This is a genomic window from Citrobacter sp. UYEF32, assembly GCF_040546205.1.
In the GTDB taxonomy this organism is placed as follows: Bacteria; Pseudomonadota; Gammaproteobacteria; order Enterobacterales; family Enterobacteriaceae; genus Phytobacter; species Phytobacter diazotrophicus.
Genome location: NZ_JBEPNI010000004.1, coordinates 594038 through 609238, shown reverse-complemented (window position 1 = coordinate 609238; position 15201 = coordinate 594038). Strand labels below are relative to the sequence as shown.

Below are 15201 nucleotides of genomic sequence, written 5' to 3'. Positions count from 1 at the left end.
CTGTATCTGATGTCTCGTCAGTCTTACCAGGTTAGTCGAGGGAATTATGAATACAGATACAAAAAAGATGATACTGGTGTCGGTGCTGTGTGGCCTTGGCTACATGATGTACTCCGTCGACCGTATGACTGTCTCCTCCGCCATTGGATTTATCGCGACGGATTTTGGGCTCGGTAGAGCCCAGTCCGGGATCCTGATGAGTTCATTCTTCTATGGCTTTATTGGTTTCTTATTTATCTCCGGAATTATCGCCGACAAACTCAGCGGCAAACCGGTGCTCATTCTTGGTTTAGTGATGTTCTCGCTCGCGACGATCCTGACGGGGGTGGCGGGCAGTCTGACATCGCTGATCTTTTACCGTGTGATGACCGGTATCGGCGAGGGGGTCTTCTGGCCCGCCGCATCGCTGGAAGTGGCCAACGTTACCACCGAGAAACAGCGCACGACGGTGATGTCCCTTTACTGGATGGGTTATCCGATTGGCGGCTTCTTCGGTACCTGGCTCGGTGCAATGCTCGGCCCGGTGTACGGCTGGCGCGTTGTGTTCTATGTCGCCGGGGCGCTGGGTCTGCTGGTAGCGCTGGCGTACGCCTTCATGGTGAAAAACGAGCCGAAAAAAGTGGTTGTCGCCACGACAAAAGAAAAAGTGCCGTTAAAACAACTGTTTCGTAACCAGTCCGTCATGCTGATGGCGTTCTATTACTTCCTGCTGCTGAGCGGCTGGTGGATTGTGTTGCTGTGGGCGCCGACCTTCCTGATGAATGTAAAACAACTGCCAATCAGTACCGCAGGAACCATTGCCAGCCTGCTGGGGCTGACCGGCGCGCTGGGGGGCTTCCTGCTTGGGCGTTTATGTGACCGTGGCGACTTCTCGCGTAAGCGTGCGGTGTTGATAGGCATCACGCTCGCCAGCAGTCTGCTGATGGCCGCGATGGTACTGCAACTGCCGGTCTTCGCCGTGGTGATTCTGGTGTTGTTCCTCGGGCTGCTCGGTTATCCCATCACACCGCTGGTCCTCTCCTTTACCGCCGAACTGGTACCGCCACAGCTTCGCGGCTCCGCCATTGGCTTTGTGATGAATGTCGGCATGACGGCCGGTGGGATTTCACCCGTCCTGGCGGGCTATTTCGCGGATAAATATTCCATGTCTGCCGTCTGGTTTGTCGCGGCCTGCGTGATGGTCGTCAGTTCGGTACTACTGCTGGGGGTGCGTAAAGCGCCCAGGCCAGTGAAAGAGATGGAAATATCCGGGCTGTCATCACGCGTTTAACGAGGTAAAACATGACCACAGCGATCCCGCAATCGATCCTGGAAGCGCTTACGAATGTCTCCATGCCGCGCCATGTCACGATGGCGCAGCCGCAACAGACGCTGGACGTGGCGGGATACCGCATTCCGCTCTACCACAGCGAGGCGTTAGTGATTGGCAGCGGCGCCGCCGGGCTGCGCGCGGCGGTGGAGTTGCGTCGCCGCAAAGTGGATGTTCTGGTGGCGACCCAAACCTTGTTTTGGGGAACATCGGCCTGCTCCGGATCGGATAAACAGACCCTGCATACCGCCTCGACCAGTTTTCGTGGCGATAATTTTACAGCCCTCGCCAGTGCAATTGGCGCGGGTGGGGCGATGGATGCCGACACGGCATATGTTGAAGCGGTCGGCTCGGTAGAGGCTTTTATCGGCCTGAAAAGCATGGGGCTTCCCTTGCCAGAGGACCGCTACGGCGCTGTATTGCGCTACCAGACCGATCACGATGAAGTGGGCCGCGCAACCAGTTGTGGGCCACGTACTTCCCGCCTGATGGTCAAAGTGCTGGCGGAAGAGGCGGTACTGCTGGGTGTGCCGTTTGTCGATCACGCGACAGCCGTACGTCTGCTCACCGAAGGGGAAGGGGAGCAGCGCCGGGTCGCCGGAGTGCTGGCCATTGTGAAAGGCGCACGGCAAGAGGATAACCCGTGGGGGCTATGTCTGATGCGTAGCGCGACTGTAGTCCTGGCGGCCGGTGGACCGGGTGAACTGTTCCGCGACAGCGTCTACCCGAAGCGCTGTTTTGGTTCGCTGGGGCTGGCACTGGAGGCGGGGGTTGCGACGGTCAACCTGACGGAACATCAGTTTGGTATCGGTACGCGGCGCGATGAGTTCCCCTGGAACCTCTCCGGCACCTACGTGCAGAGCATGCCTTATATCTACTCGATAGATGCGCAGGGCCAGGAGCATAACTTTCTTGCCCGCTACTATCGCACCACGCGGGAGCTGGCCTCGAATATCTTCCGTAAGGGATATCAGTGGCCGATTCACGCCACGCGAATGCTGGATTTTGGCTCCAGCCTGGTGGATTTGGCTATCTATAATGAGTCGCAGGCCGGGCGCACGATCTATATGGATTTTAACCGCAATCCGCTGCCAGTACCGGGCGATGAACCCTTTGCCCTTGGCAATCTGGACGAGGATGTTTACCGCTATCTGTGCAATAACGATGCCTGTCTGGAGCTACCGATTGCGCGCCTGCAGCGGATGAACCCGCTGGCCATTGAGCTTTATAAACATCATGGTCATGACCTGACAACACAGCCGCTGCCGTTTAACGTCAATCACCAGCATATGAATGGCGGGATTGCGGTAGATACATGGGGCCATTCGTCGTTAAGTGGCTGCTATGCGATTGGCGAAGCGGCGGGCACGCACGGAGTAACGCGCCCCGGCGGTGCGGCGCTCAATGCCGGACAGGTCTTTGGGCTGCGCTGCGCGAAGCATATCGCGGCGACGCCACGGGCTGCATCGGAATCTCTTTTTGCCCGTGAAACGGCTGAGCTTTTGCAGCAGATCCAGCGTGACAGCAGCCATCCTCAGGCGTTGCGGATTGACGATATTCGCGACGAAATCCAGCAGCGCATGAGTGAGCGTGCCGGGTTTGTCTGTGATGCCGGGCAGGTACCTGGCGCTGTTCAGGCGGCCCGTCGACTCAATCAGCGTATTGCGCAAAATGGGGTGGCAATAACCCATCCAAACCAGACGGCGTTTAGCCTCCAGTGGCGTCAGATGGCGCTGGCATCGGAAGCGTTACTGGTGGCGCTGGAAAGCTATATTGCCCGTGGCGGCGGTAGCCGTGGCGCACGGATGTTGTGCTCTACACAGGGAGACGTCGCACCGCAAACACGTGAAGGGGTATTGTCTGAGTTTCGTTTCATCTCTGAAAAGGCGGAGCACCGGCAGGAGCAAATACAGGTGACATGGCGCAACGGCGAGTTTGTTGTCGAGCAACGGCCATTACGTACGCTTGATGACCTCTCGACGATCTTCTTTGAAAAGAACTGGCCAGATTATCTGACGGAGGAGATCTACCGACGTTAGTACTTTACCCAGGCTACGCTAGTACGAATAGCCTGGGTAAGCGAAGCGCCACCCGGGAATATTCCCACTCATCACTCGCCAACTTCCCCCTCTGGTGCTAACTTCGCCAGCCAGATATTCCTGTGATATGATGAAGTTGCTATCACATTTGTCACACTCCACTGTCATGAGCGCTATGAAATCATCAGATTCGCACGCTGAAAACACTGCTGAAAATATCGGGCGCACGCTGCGTCGCCGTCCGTTGGCGCGCAAAAAATTATCCGAGATGGTGGAAGAAGAGCTCGAACAGATGATCCGCCGCCGGGAGTTTGCCGAAGGCGATGTGCTGCCCTCCGAGCGTGAGCTGATGGCGTTTTTCAATGTGGGCCGCCCCTCGGTACGCGAAGCGCTGGCGGCGCTCAAGCGTAAAGGATTAGTACAAATCAGCAACGGTGAACGCGCCCGCGTTTCCCGCCCATCTGCCGATACCATCATTGGCGAGCTTTCCGGCATGGCGAAAGATTTTCTCTCCCGTCCCGGTGGTATTGCCCATTTTGAGCAGCTACGCCTGTTTTTCGAATCCAGCCTGGTGCGCCATGCGGCGGAACATGCCACGGATGAGCAAATTGAACGTCTCGGTAAGGCACTGGAGCTGAACAGTCAGTCGCTGGACGACAACGCGCTATTTATTCGCTCCGATGTTGAATTCCATCGCGTACTGGCTGAAATCCCCGGTAATCCTATCTTTCTGACGATCCATGTTGCCCTACTGGACTGGCTGATTGCCGCTCGCCCCACAGTGCCGGAAAAAGAGCTGCATCAGCACAATAACCTCAGCTATCAGCAGCATATTGAGATCGTCAATGCCATTCGCCAGCACGATCCCGATGCCGCCGATCGCGCGTTGCATGTTCACCTCAACAGCGTTTTCGCCACCTGGCACGCGTTCGATAAACAGCAAAAATCCAGCAACTGATTGACCGATCCCTTTTGCGCGCTAGCGATCGTTTAGTGCGTTAGATCCCATTTAGCGTTTTCTCACCCCGATGGCGAACATTTGTACTGGTATAATAGGTATAAAGGTATATAGTCAAAACGCACTCATGCAACAGGAGAAGATGATGACTGCTCAGTTAAGAGGGGTGATGGCCGCGCTGTTGACCCCGTTTGATGCCAGCGAAAAGCTGGATACCGAGAGCCTGCGCCGTCTGGTGCGTTTTAACATCAATCAGGGGATCGATGGGCTGTACGTGGGGGGATCCACCGGGGAAGCGTTCGTGCAAAGCATTGCTGAGCGTGAACAGGTACTGGAGGTCGTCGCCGAAGAGGCGAAAGGCAAACTGACGCTGATTGCCCATGTCGGCACCGTCAGCACCCACGAAACCCGGCAGCTTGCGCAGGCGGCCAGCCGCTATGGTTTTGACGCCGTCTCTGCCGTTACTCCGTTCTACTATCCGTTCAGCTTTGAAGAGCACTGCGACCACTATCGTGCAGTGATCGACGCCGCTAATGGCCTGCCGATGGTGGTTTACAACATTCCGGCGCTGAGTGGGGTGAAACTCACGCTGGATCAAATCGACATGCTGGTTACCCTGCCGGGCGTGGGCGCGCTGAAACAAACATCGGGCGATCTCTTCCAGATGGAGCAGATCCGCCGGGCGAATCCGGATCTGGTGCTCTATAACGGTTATGACGAGATCTTTGCATCCGGGCTGATGGCGGGCGCGGATGGTGGTATCGGCAGTACTTACAACATCATGGGTTGGCGCTATCTGGGTATCGTTCGCGCGCTGCAAACGGGCGACATTGCCACCGCGCAGCGCCTGCAGGCGCAATGCAATGAGGTTATCGATCTACTGATCAAAGTCGGTGTTTTCCGCGGCCTGAAAACGGTGCTGCACTACATGGATGTCCTGGCGGTACCGCTGTGTCGTAAGCCGTTCGCGCCGGTGGCGGAAAAATATTTGCCAGAACTTAAAGCGCTGGCGGCAGCACTGCAACAAGAGAAAGAACAACAACAGTGATCCGGAGCTGTCTGTCCGGAGGCGCTGCGCTGGCCGGACAGACGGAGCCGCTCTTAACTCTGTCGGTCTACATAAGCGATGGGCAATGCCCATCGCGGGAGTATCACATGAGTACTGCTATGCAAAATATCCCGTGGTATCGCCATCTTGATCGGGCGCAATGGCGGGCTTTCTGCGCCGCCTGGCTGGGCTATCTGCTCGACGGTTTTGATTTTGTCCTTATCGCGTTGGTGTTAACGGAAATTCAGAGCGAATTTGGTCTGACGACGGTACAGGCGGCAAGCCTCATCTCCGCAGCCTTTATCTCCCGTTGGTTTGGAGGGCTGATGTTAGGCGCAATGGGTGACCGCTACGGCCGACGGTTGGCGATGGTCACCAGTATCCTTCTGTTCTCATGCGGTACGCTGGCCTGCGGGTTGGCCCCCGGCTTCACCACCATGTTTATCGCCCGGCTGGTGATCGGTATGGGGATGGCCGGAGAGTATGGCTCCAGCGCGACGTATGTGATTGAAAGCTGGCCCCGACAGTTGCGAAACAAAGCGAGCGGCTTTTTGATTTCCGGCTTCTCCGTCGGGGCCGTTATCGCGGCGCAGGTCTACAGCCTGGTGGTACCCGTCTGGGGCTGGCGCGCGCTGTTTTTCATCGGCATTTTGCCCATCGTCTTTGCCCTGTGGCTGAGGAAAAACATTCCGGAAGCGGAAGACTGGAAAGAGAGACATGCGGGTAAAGCGCCGGTACGCACGATGGTGGATATTCTGTATCGCGGCAAACATCGCGTGATTAACGTGGCGATGACACTCATTGCCGCGACCTCACTGTGGTACTGCTTTGCCGGTGAAATGAAGAATGCCGCGCTGGTGGCGATTCTTGGTCTGGTGTGCGCGTTTATCTTTATCAGCTTTATGGTGCAAAGCAGCGGAAAACGCTGGCCAACCGGCGTAATGCTGATGGTGGTAGTGCTCTTTGCGTTTCTCTACTCGTGGCCCATCCAGTCGCTGTTGCCGACTTACCTCAAAACCGAACTTGCCTATTCGCCTGCGACGGTAGCTAAGGTGCTGTTCTTTAGCGGCTTTGGCGCTGCGGTGGGCTGTTGTGTTGGCGGTTTTCTGGGCGACTGGTTGGGGACGCGCAAAGCCTACGTCTATAGCCTGCTCGCCTCACAAATTCTGATCATCCCGGTGTTTGCCATTGGTGGCACCAGCGTATGGGTTCTCGGTTTTCTGCTCTTCTTCCAGCAAATGCTGGGGCAGGGGATCTCAGGCATTCTGCCTAAACTGATCGGCGGCTACTTCGATACCGACCAGCGTGCGGCAGGTTTGGGATTTACCTACAACGTTGGGGCCCTGGGCGGCGCACTGGCACCAATCCTGGGGGCGCTGATCGCTCAGCGTCTGGATCTGGGTACCGCACTGGGATCGCTCTCCTTTAGCCTGACATTTGTGGTGATCCTGTTGATTGGGCTGGATATGCCGTCGCGCGTACAGCGTTGGCTACGCCCCGAAGCGCTGCGTACCCATGATGCGATCGATGGTAAGCCATTCAGCGGCGCGGTCAGCCACAGCGATGGTAAGAACGGGTTATTAAAAACGAAAGGATAACCAGACATGTCTCTGATAGCGAAAATGGATGCACAAATTGGCCGCCAGGGTGGGCTGGTGGTCTCCTGCCAGCCTGTTCCGGATAGCCCGCTGGATAAGCCGGACATCGTGGCGGCGATGGCACTGGCCGCCCAGCAGGCCGGGGCGGTGGCGGTACGTATTGAAGGCATTAACAACCTGCGTGCCGTCCGTCAGGCTGTAACACTACCCATCATCGGCATCATTAAACGCGACTTAACGGACTCCCCGGTGCGCATTACCCCTTACGCTGAGGATGTCGATGCGCTGGCACAGGCGGGGGCAGATATTATCGCCATTGATGGTACCGATCGTATTCGCCCGGTTGCGGTGCGTGACCTGCTGGCGCGTATTCATCACCACGGGCTTATCGCGATGGCCGATTGTTCCTGCGAGCAGGATGGTTTGTATTGCCAGCAAGCAGGAGCGGAGTTGATTGGCACCACGCTGTCTGGCTACACCAGCGCACATACCCCCGCAGAACCGGACCTGGCGCTGGTCACCACGCTCAGTCAGGCCGGATGCCGGGTGATGGCGGAAGGGCGCTATAACTCGCCCGAACTGGCGGCGCAGGCGAAGCGCCATGGAGCATGGGCGGTGACCGTCGGCTCAGCCATTACGCGGCTGGAGTACATTTGCCAGTGGTATTGCGATGCACTCCAGGAGGCAGCGACATGACCACGCTGGCGATTGATATCGGTGGCACCAAGCTTGCTGCCGCGCTGGTGGACGGTGACCTGCAGATTCACCAACGCCGTGAGTTGCCCACGCCCGCCAGTAAAACCCCGGATGCCCTGCGGGCGGCACTCCTGGCGTTGGTCGCCCCACTTGCCTCTCAGGCCCGGCAGGTGGCGGTTGCCTCAACCGGAATTATTCGTGAAGGTACCTTGCAGGCGATCAATCCACAAAATCTGGGTGGTCTGCTGCATTTCCCGTTGGTTTCGACCCTGACGGAGATAACGGGCTTGCCTGCGCTGGCGGTGAATGATGCGCAGGCCGCTGCCTGGGCGGAGTACCACGCATTGGGCGAGAGCATCGACGATATGGTGTTTATCACGGTTTCCACTGGCGTAGGCGGCGGTGTGGTGAGCGATGGTGTGCTGCGTATGGGCCATGAGGGGCTGGCAGGCCATTTGGGCCATACGCTTGCCGATCCTGGCGGTCCGCGCTGCGGCTGTGGGCGAGTGGGATGCGTTGAAGCGATCGCTTCCGGGCGCGGTATCGCGGCAGCGGCGCAGGGTGATCTGGCAGGCTGCGATGCGAAAGCCATTTTTGCCCATGCGGCGAATGGGCATGCGCAGGCGCGCGAACTGATTCAGCGCTCGGCGCAGACGCTGGCGCGCCTCGTTGCCGATGTGAAGGCGACCACGGACTGCCAACGTGTGGTGGTGGGCGGCAGTATTGGCCTTGCACCGGGGTATCTGGCGCTAGTGCGTGCGTGTCTGGCCCTGGAGCCATCAGTCTATCGGGTGGTGTTAAGTGAGGCGCACTATCGCCATGACGCAGGATTACTGGGTGCCGCGCTGCTGGCGCAAGGAGTGAAAAAATGATGACAGGTGAAGTGTCGTCGCTCGCTCACTCGGGGTTGCATCCGGTGCTGCTGAATGCCCTGACGCTGGCACTGGATGCGCGCGTGCAGGAAAAGCCGCCGGGCAGTTACCCGCTACAGGGTGACGCTATCTTTATGAACATCATGCAATTTTCCACACAACCCGCGGAACAGAAGAAGGCCGAGCTGCATGCGCATTACATAGATATCCAGCTATTGCTGGCGGGTGAAGAGCGCATTTTGTATGGCATTCCAGGGTCTGCACGACAGTGCGATGACTGGCATGTTGAGGACGATTATCAGCTTTGCGCCGCGATTTGTGCCGGGCAGGTTGTCACACTAACGCCTGGCATGTTCGCGATTTTTATGCCAGGTGAGCCACATAAGCCGGGGTGTATGGTGGGTACTGCGCAAGAGATTAAAAAGGTGGTAATTAAGGTCTGTGCCAGCCTGCTTACGGCATAAAAAAAGCCGGATGGTGTACCATCCGGCTTTTTCTTGCCTGCCCTGGATTTCCGGGAAAACTCTTATACTTCAAGCCAGTTGAGGATGCCGTCTGCCGCTTTACGGCCTTCGGCGATGGCGGTGACCACCAGATCGGAGCCGCGAACGATATCGCCACCGGCAAAGATTTTCGGGTTGCTGGTCTGAAACGCGTTCTCGCTGCCTTCCGGGGCGATGATGCGGCCCTGAGAGTCCAGCTCGACGCTGTGTTTCGCCAGCCATTCCATGCTGTGTGGGCGGAAACCAAACGCCATCACGACCGCATCAGCCGGTACCACATGTTCGGAACCCGCAACGATCTCCGCACGACGACGGCCTTTGGCATCTGGCGCACCCATTTCGGTACGCGCCATTTTCACGCCGCAGACTTTACCGTTGGCATTCACTTCGACACCCAGCGGCTGCACGTTGAACTGGAATTCCACACCCTCTTCGCGCGCGTTTTTCACTTCGCGTTTTGAACCCGGCATATTTTCTTCATCACGGCGGTAAGCACAAATCACATTGGTGGCACCCTGACGAACAGAAGTACGCACGCAGTCCATTGCGGTGTCGCCACCACCCAGAACAACAACGCGTTTGCCTTCCATGCTGATGAAGGGTTCGTCAGTCGATTCACCAAAGCCCATCAGTTGTTTGGTATTCGCGATGAGGAATGGCAGCGCGTCGAATACGCCATCGGCATCTTCGTTTTCCAGACCGCCACGCATCGACTGATAGGTGCCGACGCCAAGGAATACCGCGTCATAATCTTTCAGCAAGTCATCAAGCTGTACGTCGCGACCGACTTCGGTATTCAGCTTGAATTCAATCCCCATGCCAGTGAAGATTTCGCGACGGCGGGTCATCACCTCTTTTTCCAACTTGAATGCCGGGATGCCGAAGGTGAGCAGACCACCGATTTCCGGATGGCGGTCAAACACCACTGCTTTGACGCCATTACGGGTCAGCACATCGGCGCATGCCAGACCTGCCGGACCTGCACCGATAATCGCCACGCGTTTGTCCGTCTGCTTCACGCCGGTCATATCCGGGCGCCAGCCCATCTCGAACGCTTTATCATTGATGTAGCGTTCGATGTTACCGATGGTGACCGCGCCGAATTCATCATTCAGCGTACAGGAACCTTCACACAGGCGGTCCTGCGGGCAAACGCGCCCGCAGACTTCCGGCAAGGTGTTAGTCTGATGAGACAGTTCAGCGGCCTCAAAAATACGCCCTTCGTTGGCCAGTTTCAGCCAGTTCGGGATGTAGTTATGGACCGGACATTTCCATTCGCAGTACGGGTTACCACAGGAGAGGCAGCGATCTGCCTGCGCCTTGGCCTGGCCTTCCGAAAATGGCTCGTAGATTTCAATAAATTCAATCTTACGGATCTTCAGCGGTTTCTTTGGCGGATCCACGCGCTGTAAGTCGATAAACTGGTATACGTTCTGACTCATTGCTGCCCCTTACTGCGCCTGCACACGCAGCTCTGCTGCGCTACGACTACGATGACCCAACAGTGCTTTCACATCACTGGACTTCGGTTTAACCAGTGCAAATTTCTCCGCGAAGGCTGGCCAGTTAGCCAGAATCTCTTCGCCGCGAGATGAACCGGTATGGTGCACATGCTCGGTAATCAGACCGCGCAGATGCTCTTCGTGGATGGCGAGGTCATCGACGCTCAACACTTCCACCAGTTCCGGGTTCACACGTTTGCGGAACTCGCCGTCTTCATCCAGGACATAGGCGAAGCCGCCGGTCATCCCTGCGCCAAAGTTCACGCCTGTTTTACCGAGGATACAGACGATACCGCCGGTCATGTATTCACAACCGTTATCGCCGATGCCTTCCACGACAGTAATCGCGCCGGAGTTACGCACGCCGAAACGTTCACCCGCGCGGCCTGCGGCATACAGACGACCACCGGTTGCGCCATACAGGCAGGTGTTACCGATAATGCTGGCCTCGTGGCTACGATAAGCAGAACCTACCGGCGGACGTACCGCGACTAAACCGCCTGCCATGCCCTTGCCTACGTAGTCGTTGGCATCGCCAGTCAGATACAGCTCAACGCCACCGGCGTTCCAGACGCCAAAGCTCTGGCCTGCGGTACCGCTAAAGTGCACGGTAATCGGATCCGCCGCCAGCCCCTGATCGCCATGCGTTTGCGCGATGTAGCCAGACAAAGACGCACCGACAGAACGGTCCGTGTTGCGGATATCAAACCAGAACGTTTTGCTCTGACGTTCGTCGACAAACGGTTTGGCCTGCTGCAGCAACTGCGCGTTCAACACGCCGTTGTCGAACGGCGGGTTGTTTTCGGTGCAGTAGAGCGCTTTGCCTGGATGCGGCTCGGCGGTTTCCAGCAGTTTCGACAAATCCAGCTTCTGTTGTTTGGCGGTGAAACCGTCCAGCTCTTTGAGCAGATCGGTGCGACCAATCAAATCCACCAGGCGTTTCACGCCGAGCTGCGCCATTAACTCACGCACTTCACGGGCGATAAATTCAAAGTAATTGGTCACTTTGAACGGCAGACCGTGGTAGTGGTTTTTACGCAGTTTTTCATCCTGAGTTGCTACGCCGGTTGCGCAGTTGTTCAGGTGGCAAATACGCAGGTATTTACAGCCCAGCGCCACCATCGGGCCGGTACCAAAGCCGAAGCTTTCCGCACCAAGGATTGCCGCTTTGATGATGTCCTGGCCGGTTTTCAGACCGCCATCTGTCTGTAAACGAATTTTGTGGCGCAGACCGTTGGCCACCAGTGCCTGTTGGGTTTCCACCAGGCCCAGTTCCCACGGACAGCCCGCATATTTCACCGATGACAGCGGGCTCGCACCGGTACCGCCATCGTAACCGGCGATGGTGATGAGATCCGCATAGGCTTTCGCCACGCCGGTCGCGATGGTGCCGACGCCCGGTTCGGAAACCAGCTTCACGGAGATCATCGCTTTCGGGTTGACCTGTTTCAGGTCGAAAATCAGTTGCGCCAGATCCTCGATAGAGTAGATATCGTGGTGCGGCGGCGGAGAAATCAGCGTCACGCCCGGTACGGAATAGCGCAGTTTAGCGATGTACGGGGTCACTTTATCGCCCGGTAACTGACCGCCTTCACCCGGTTTCGCACCCTGAGCGACTTTAATCTGAATCACGTCAGCATTGACCAGATACGCCGGGGTGACGCCGAAGCGACCGGAAGCGACCTGTTTAATGCGTGAAACTTTGTTGGTGCCATAGCGCGCCGGGTCTTCGCCGCCTTCACCGGAGTTGGAGAAGCCGCCGAGGCTGTTCATGGCTTCTGCCAGCGCTTCATGCGCTTCCGGGCTCAATGCGCCGATGGACATTGCCGCGGTATCAAAGCGTTTGAACAGTTCGCTTGCCGGTTCAACGTCGTTGATGCTGACGGTTTCGCCGTTCGGCGTGATAGCCAGCAGGTCGCGCAGGGTCGCTGCCGGACGCTCATTCACCAGTTTGGCGTACTGCTGATAGTCGCTGTACTCGCCACTCTGGACGGCTTGCTGCAGGGTGCGCACCACATCCGGGTTATAGGCGTGGTATTCACCGCCGTGAACGTATTTCAGCAGACCGCCCGCTTCGAGCGGTTTACGTGCCAGCCAGGCGCGTTTGGAGAGGTTCAGCAGATCCTGCTGGAAGTCAGCAAAACCTGCGCCGCTGATACGGCTGACCACGCCCTGGAAGCAGAGTTCGGAAACCTCTTCGTGCAGACCAACGGCTTCGAACAGTTTTGAGCAACGGTAAGAGGCAATCGTCGAGATGCCCATTTTGGACATGATCTTGTACAGCCCTTTGTTGATGCCGTTGCGGTAGTTCAGCATCACCGTGCGGTAACTCTTCTCAATGGCTTTGGTATCGACCAGTTTTGCCAGCGTTTCGTACGCCAGGTACGGATAAATCGCGGTGGCGCCGAAGCCCAGCAGCACTGCAAAATGGTGCGGGTCACGGGCACTGGCGGTTTCTACGATGATGTTGGCATCGCAGCGCAGGCTTTTCTCAACCAGACGGGTCTGCACCGCGCCAACCGCCATCGGGGCCGGTACTGGCAGACGGTTTTTAGCGATGTTACGGTCAGACAGCACCAGCAGCACGGTGCCGTTACGCACCATCTGTTCTGCTTTATCGCACAGCGCTCTCACCGTCTCTTCCAGCGAGGTTTCGGTCACATCGAAAGTGATGTCCAGCACATCTGCGCGGTAGTGCTCCTCTTTCATGGTGGTGAGCTGCGTGAAATCGGAGTACAGCAGGATCGGCGATTTGAAGCTCAGACGGTGTGCCTGGCCTTCTGCTTCACAGAAGACATTCATCTCACGACCGATACTGGTGGCCAGCGACATCACATGGGCTTCACGCAGCGGGTCAATCGGTGGGTTCGTCACCTGTGCGAACTGCTGGCGGAAGTAGTCGTAAATGATACGCGGCTGGCTGGAGAGCACAGCAAACGGGGTATCGTCACCCATTGAGCCGACCGCTTCCTGGCCGTTTTCACCGAGTACGCGGATAACAGAATCGAGCTCTTCGAAGCTGTAGTTAAACTGCTTCTGATAGCTTGTCAGCAGGTCGTCATCCATTTCGCGGATGCCAACCTGGTCATCGGCCAGATCTTCAAACGGCACCAGACGGCGAACGTTTTTCTCCATCCATTCTTTATAAGGATGGCGGCTTTTCAGATCGTCATCGGTCTCTGCGGAGTGCAGAATGCGACCGCCACGGGTATCGATAACCATCAGCTCGCCCGGACCGACGCGGCCTTTTTCGACCACTTCGTCAGGCTGATAATCCCAGATGCCCACTTCGGAGGCACAGGTGATCAGCTTATCTTTGGTGATGACATAGCGTGCCGGACGCAGGCCGTTACGGTCCAGGTTACAGGCCGCGAAACGGCCATCGGACATGACGATGCCCGCCGGGCCATCCCACGGTTCCATATGCATGGAGTTAAAATCGAAGAAGGCGCGCAGGTCCGGGTCCATATCCGGGTTGTTCTGCCAGGCTGGTGGTACCAGCAGGCGCATGGCGCGCACGATATCCATCCCGCCGGCCAGCAGCAGTTCGAGCATGTTATCCATGGAGCTGGAGTCAGAGCCGGTTTCGTTGACGAACGGCGCGGCATCATGCAGATCCGGGATCAGCGGGGTCTGGAATTTGTAGGTACGCGCGCGTGCCCACTGACGGTTACCGGTGATGGTGTTGATTTCACCGTTATGCGCCAGATAGCGGAACGGCTGTGCCAGCGGCCAGCGCGGTACGGTGTTGGTGGAGAAGCGCTGGTGGAACAGGCAAATGGCCGATTCCAGACGCAGATCCGCCAGGTCCAGATAGAAGCGCGGCAGGTCAGCCGGCATACACAGACCTTTATAGATGTTCACCAGATTAGAGAGGCTACAAACGTAGAACTCTTTATCTTCCTGCAGACGCTTTTCAATGCGACGGCGGGCAATAAACAGACGGCGCTCCATATCACGCGGGCGCCAGCCAGCCGGGGCGTTAACAAAAATTTGCTCAATACGAGGCAGCGAGGAGAGGGCGATTTCACCGAGTACCCCTTCGTTGGTTGGCACATCGCGCCAGCCGACAATAGACAGGGTCTCACGTTGAAGTTCTTCTTCTACAATACGGCGAGATGTGCTGGCTTTTTCTGGATCCTTATTCAGGAACAGCATACCAACAGCATAGTTTTTGGCTAAACGCCAGCCGCGCTCTTCCGCAACGATACGGAAGAAACGATCGGGTTTTTGCAGCAGCAGACCGCAACCGTCGCCGGTTTTACCATCAGCGAGGATTGCGCCACGGTGCTGCATGCGGGCCAGTGCGTGAATAGCGGTACGCACTACCTTGTGGCTAGGTTCGCCTTCTATGTGGGCGATCAGGCCGAAACCACAGTTATCCCTCTCAAGGGATTTATCGTACAACATATCAGTGAACCTCCCCAGGCTCTGCGGGACTCCCATCCGATACCGATTGCGCGCGGGCACAGCAAGAGCATGGCGACGGGGCTAAATAAAGCCTCGCATGTCGCCCTCTTTAATTTCCTTTTCGCATCGGTACACAAGTGTTGAGGACTTGCTTAAGAGGGAATCTCAATAACTGCATAAATATGATGAGCAGACCACTCATCCAGAAAGCTTCCAGCGGATTCCCAACTTATCGGGAATCCGTACACAGGTCAAATGCCAGGCTT

The 15201-nt window shown here is 57.0% G+C and carries 10 protein-coding genes; 8 read left to right on the top strand and 2 right to left on the bottom strand.

The genetic code is table 11. The features are described 5' to 3' along the window. Positions 1 to 46: 46 nt before the first annotated feature. The 8 genes from ABIB59_RS14260 to nanQ all read left to right on the top strand — a co-directional run bounded on the left by ABIB59_RS14260 (position 47) and on the right by nanQ (position 8984). Complete coding sequence (locus tag ABIB59_RS14260) at positions 47 to 1270, top strand: MFS transporter (protein WP_354035854.1); 1224 nt, start codon at positions 47 to 49, stop codon at positions 1268 to 1270. A gap of 11 nt (positions 1271 to 1281) precedes the next feature. Then, positions 1282 to 3348: an FAD-binding protein gene (locus ABIB59_RS14255; protein ID WP_354035852.1), complete on the top strand. Its 2067-nt coding sequence runs from the start codon at positions 1282 to 1284 to the stop codon at positions 3346 to 3348. 175 nt (positions 3349 to 3523) lie between these two features. Further along, positions 3524 to 4306 carry a transcriptional regulator NanR gene (nanR, locus tag ABIB59_RS14250; protein ID WP_369944395.1) on the top strand — a complete coding sequence of 261 codons (783 nt, stop codon included), beginning with the start codon at positions 3524 to 3526 and terminating at the stop codon, positions 4304 to 4306. A gap of 145 nt (positions 4307 to 4451) precedes the next feature. Next, positions 4452 to 5354 (top strand): N-acetylneuraminate lyase, encoded by a 903-nt coding sequence (gene nanA, locus ABIB59_RS14245; protein ID WP_354035920.1) that lies wholly within the window; start codon positions 4452 to 4454, stop codon positions 5352 to 5354. 107 nt (positions 5355 to 5461) lie between these two features. Next, a complete protein-coding gene (locus tag ABIB59_RS14240) occupies positions 5462 to 6952 on the top strand; it encodes an MFS transporter (protein WP_039077436.1) in 1491 nt (496 codons plus the stop codon). 6 nt (positions 6953 to 6958) lie between these two features. Further along, positions 6959 to 7648, top strand: coding sequence for an N-acetylmannosamine-6-phosphate 2-epimerase (locus ABIB59_RS14235; protein WP_039077437.1), 690 nt, complete (start codon positions 6959 to 6961; stop codon positions 7646 to 7648). Further along, a complete protein-coding gene (gene nanK / locus ABIB59_RS14230; protein ID WP_354035849.1) occupies positions 7645 to 8520 on the top strand; it encodes an N-acetylmannosamine kinase in 876 nt (291 codons plus the stop codon). The genes ABIB59_RS14235 and nanK overlap by 4 nt, the downstream gene beginning before the upstream one ends. After that, positions 8517 to 8984, top strand: a complete 468-nt coding sequence (gene nanQ / locus ABIB59_RS14225) for an N-acetylneuraminate anomerase (RefSeq protein ID WP_039077439.1) — start codon at positions 8517 to 8519, stop codon at positions 8982 to 8984. The genes nanK and nanQ overlap by 4 nt, the downstream gene beginning before the upstream one ends. A gap of 62 nt (positions 8985 to 9046) precedes the next feature. Here nanQ and gltD read toward each other — a convergent pair whose 3' ends face one another. Further along, positions 9047 to 10465, bottom strand: a complete 1419-nt coding sequence (gene gltD, locus ABIB59_RS14220; RefSeq protein ID WP_079497052.1) for a glutamate synthase subunit GltD — start codon at positions 10463 to 10465, stop codon at positions 9047 to 9049. Between the two features lie 9 nt (positions 10466 to 10474). Further along, the gene (gene gltB, locus ABIB59_RS14215) at positions 10475 to 14935 is read right to left on the bottom strand and encodes a glutamate synthase large subunit (protein ID WP_354035847.1); all 4461 of its coding nucleotides are present in this window, start codon (positions 14933 to 14935) and stop codon (positions 10475 to 10477) included. Positions 14936 to 15201 lie beyond the last annotated feature (266 nt).

Bases quoted from the DNA above. Each gene is read 5' to 3' on its own strand.
- nanQ (WP_039077439.1), top strand. From the start codon at position 8,517: ATGATGACAGGTGAAGTGTCGTCGCTCGCTCACTCGGGGTTGCATCCG.
- nanK (WP_354035849.1), top strand. From the start codon at position 7,645: ATGACCACGCTGGCGATTGATATCGGTGGCACCAAGCTTGCTGCCGCG.
- gltD (WP_079497052.1), bottom strand. From the start codon at position 10,465: ATGAGTCAGAACGTATACCAGTTTATCGACTTACAGCGCGTGGATCCG.
- nanA (WP_354035920.1), top strand. From the start codon at position 4,452: ATGACTGCTCAGTTAAGAGGGGTGATGGCCGCGCTGTTGACCCCGTTT.
- ABIB59_RS14255 (WP_354035852.1), top strand. From the start codon at position 1,282: ATGACCACAGCGATCCCGCAATCGATCCTGGAAGCGCTTACGAATGTC.
- ABIB59_RS14240 (WP_039077436.1), top strand. From the start codon at position 5,462: ATGAGTACTGCTATGCAAAATATCCCGTGGTATCGCCATCTTGATCGG.
- nanR (WP_369944395.1), top strand. From the start codon at position 3,524: ATGAAATCATCAGATTCGCACGCTGAAAACACTGCTGAAAATATCGGG.
- gltB (WP_354035847.1), bottom strand. From the start codon at position 14,935: ATGTTGTACGATAAATCCCTTGAGAGGGATAACTGTGGTTTCGGCCTG.
- ABIB59_RS14235 (WP_039077437.1), top strand. From the start codon at position 6,959: ATGTCTCTGATAGCGAAAATGGATGCACAAATTGGCCGCCAGGGTGGG.
- ABIB59_RS14260 (WP_354035854.1), top strand. From the start codon at position 47: ATGAATACAGATACAAAAAAGATGATACTGGTGTCGGTGCTGTGTGGC.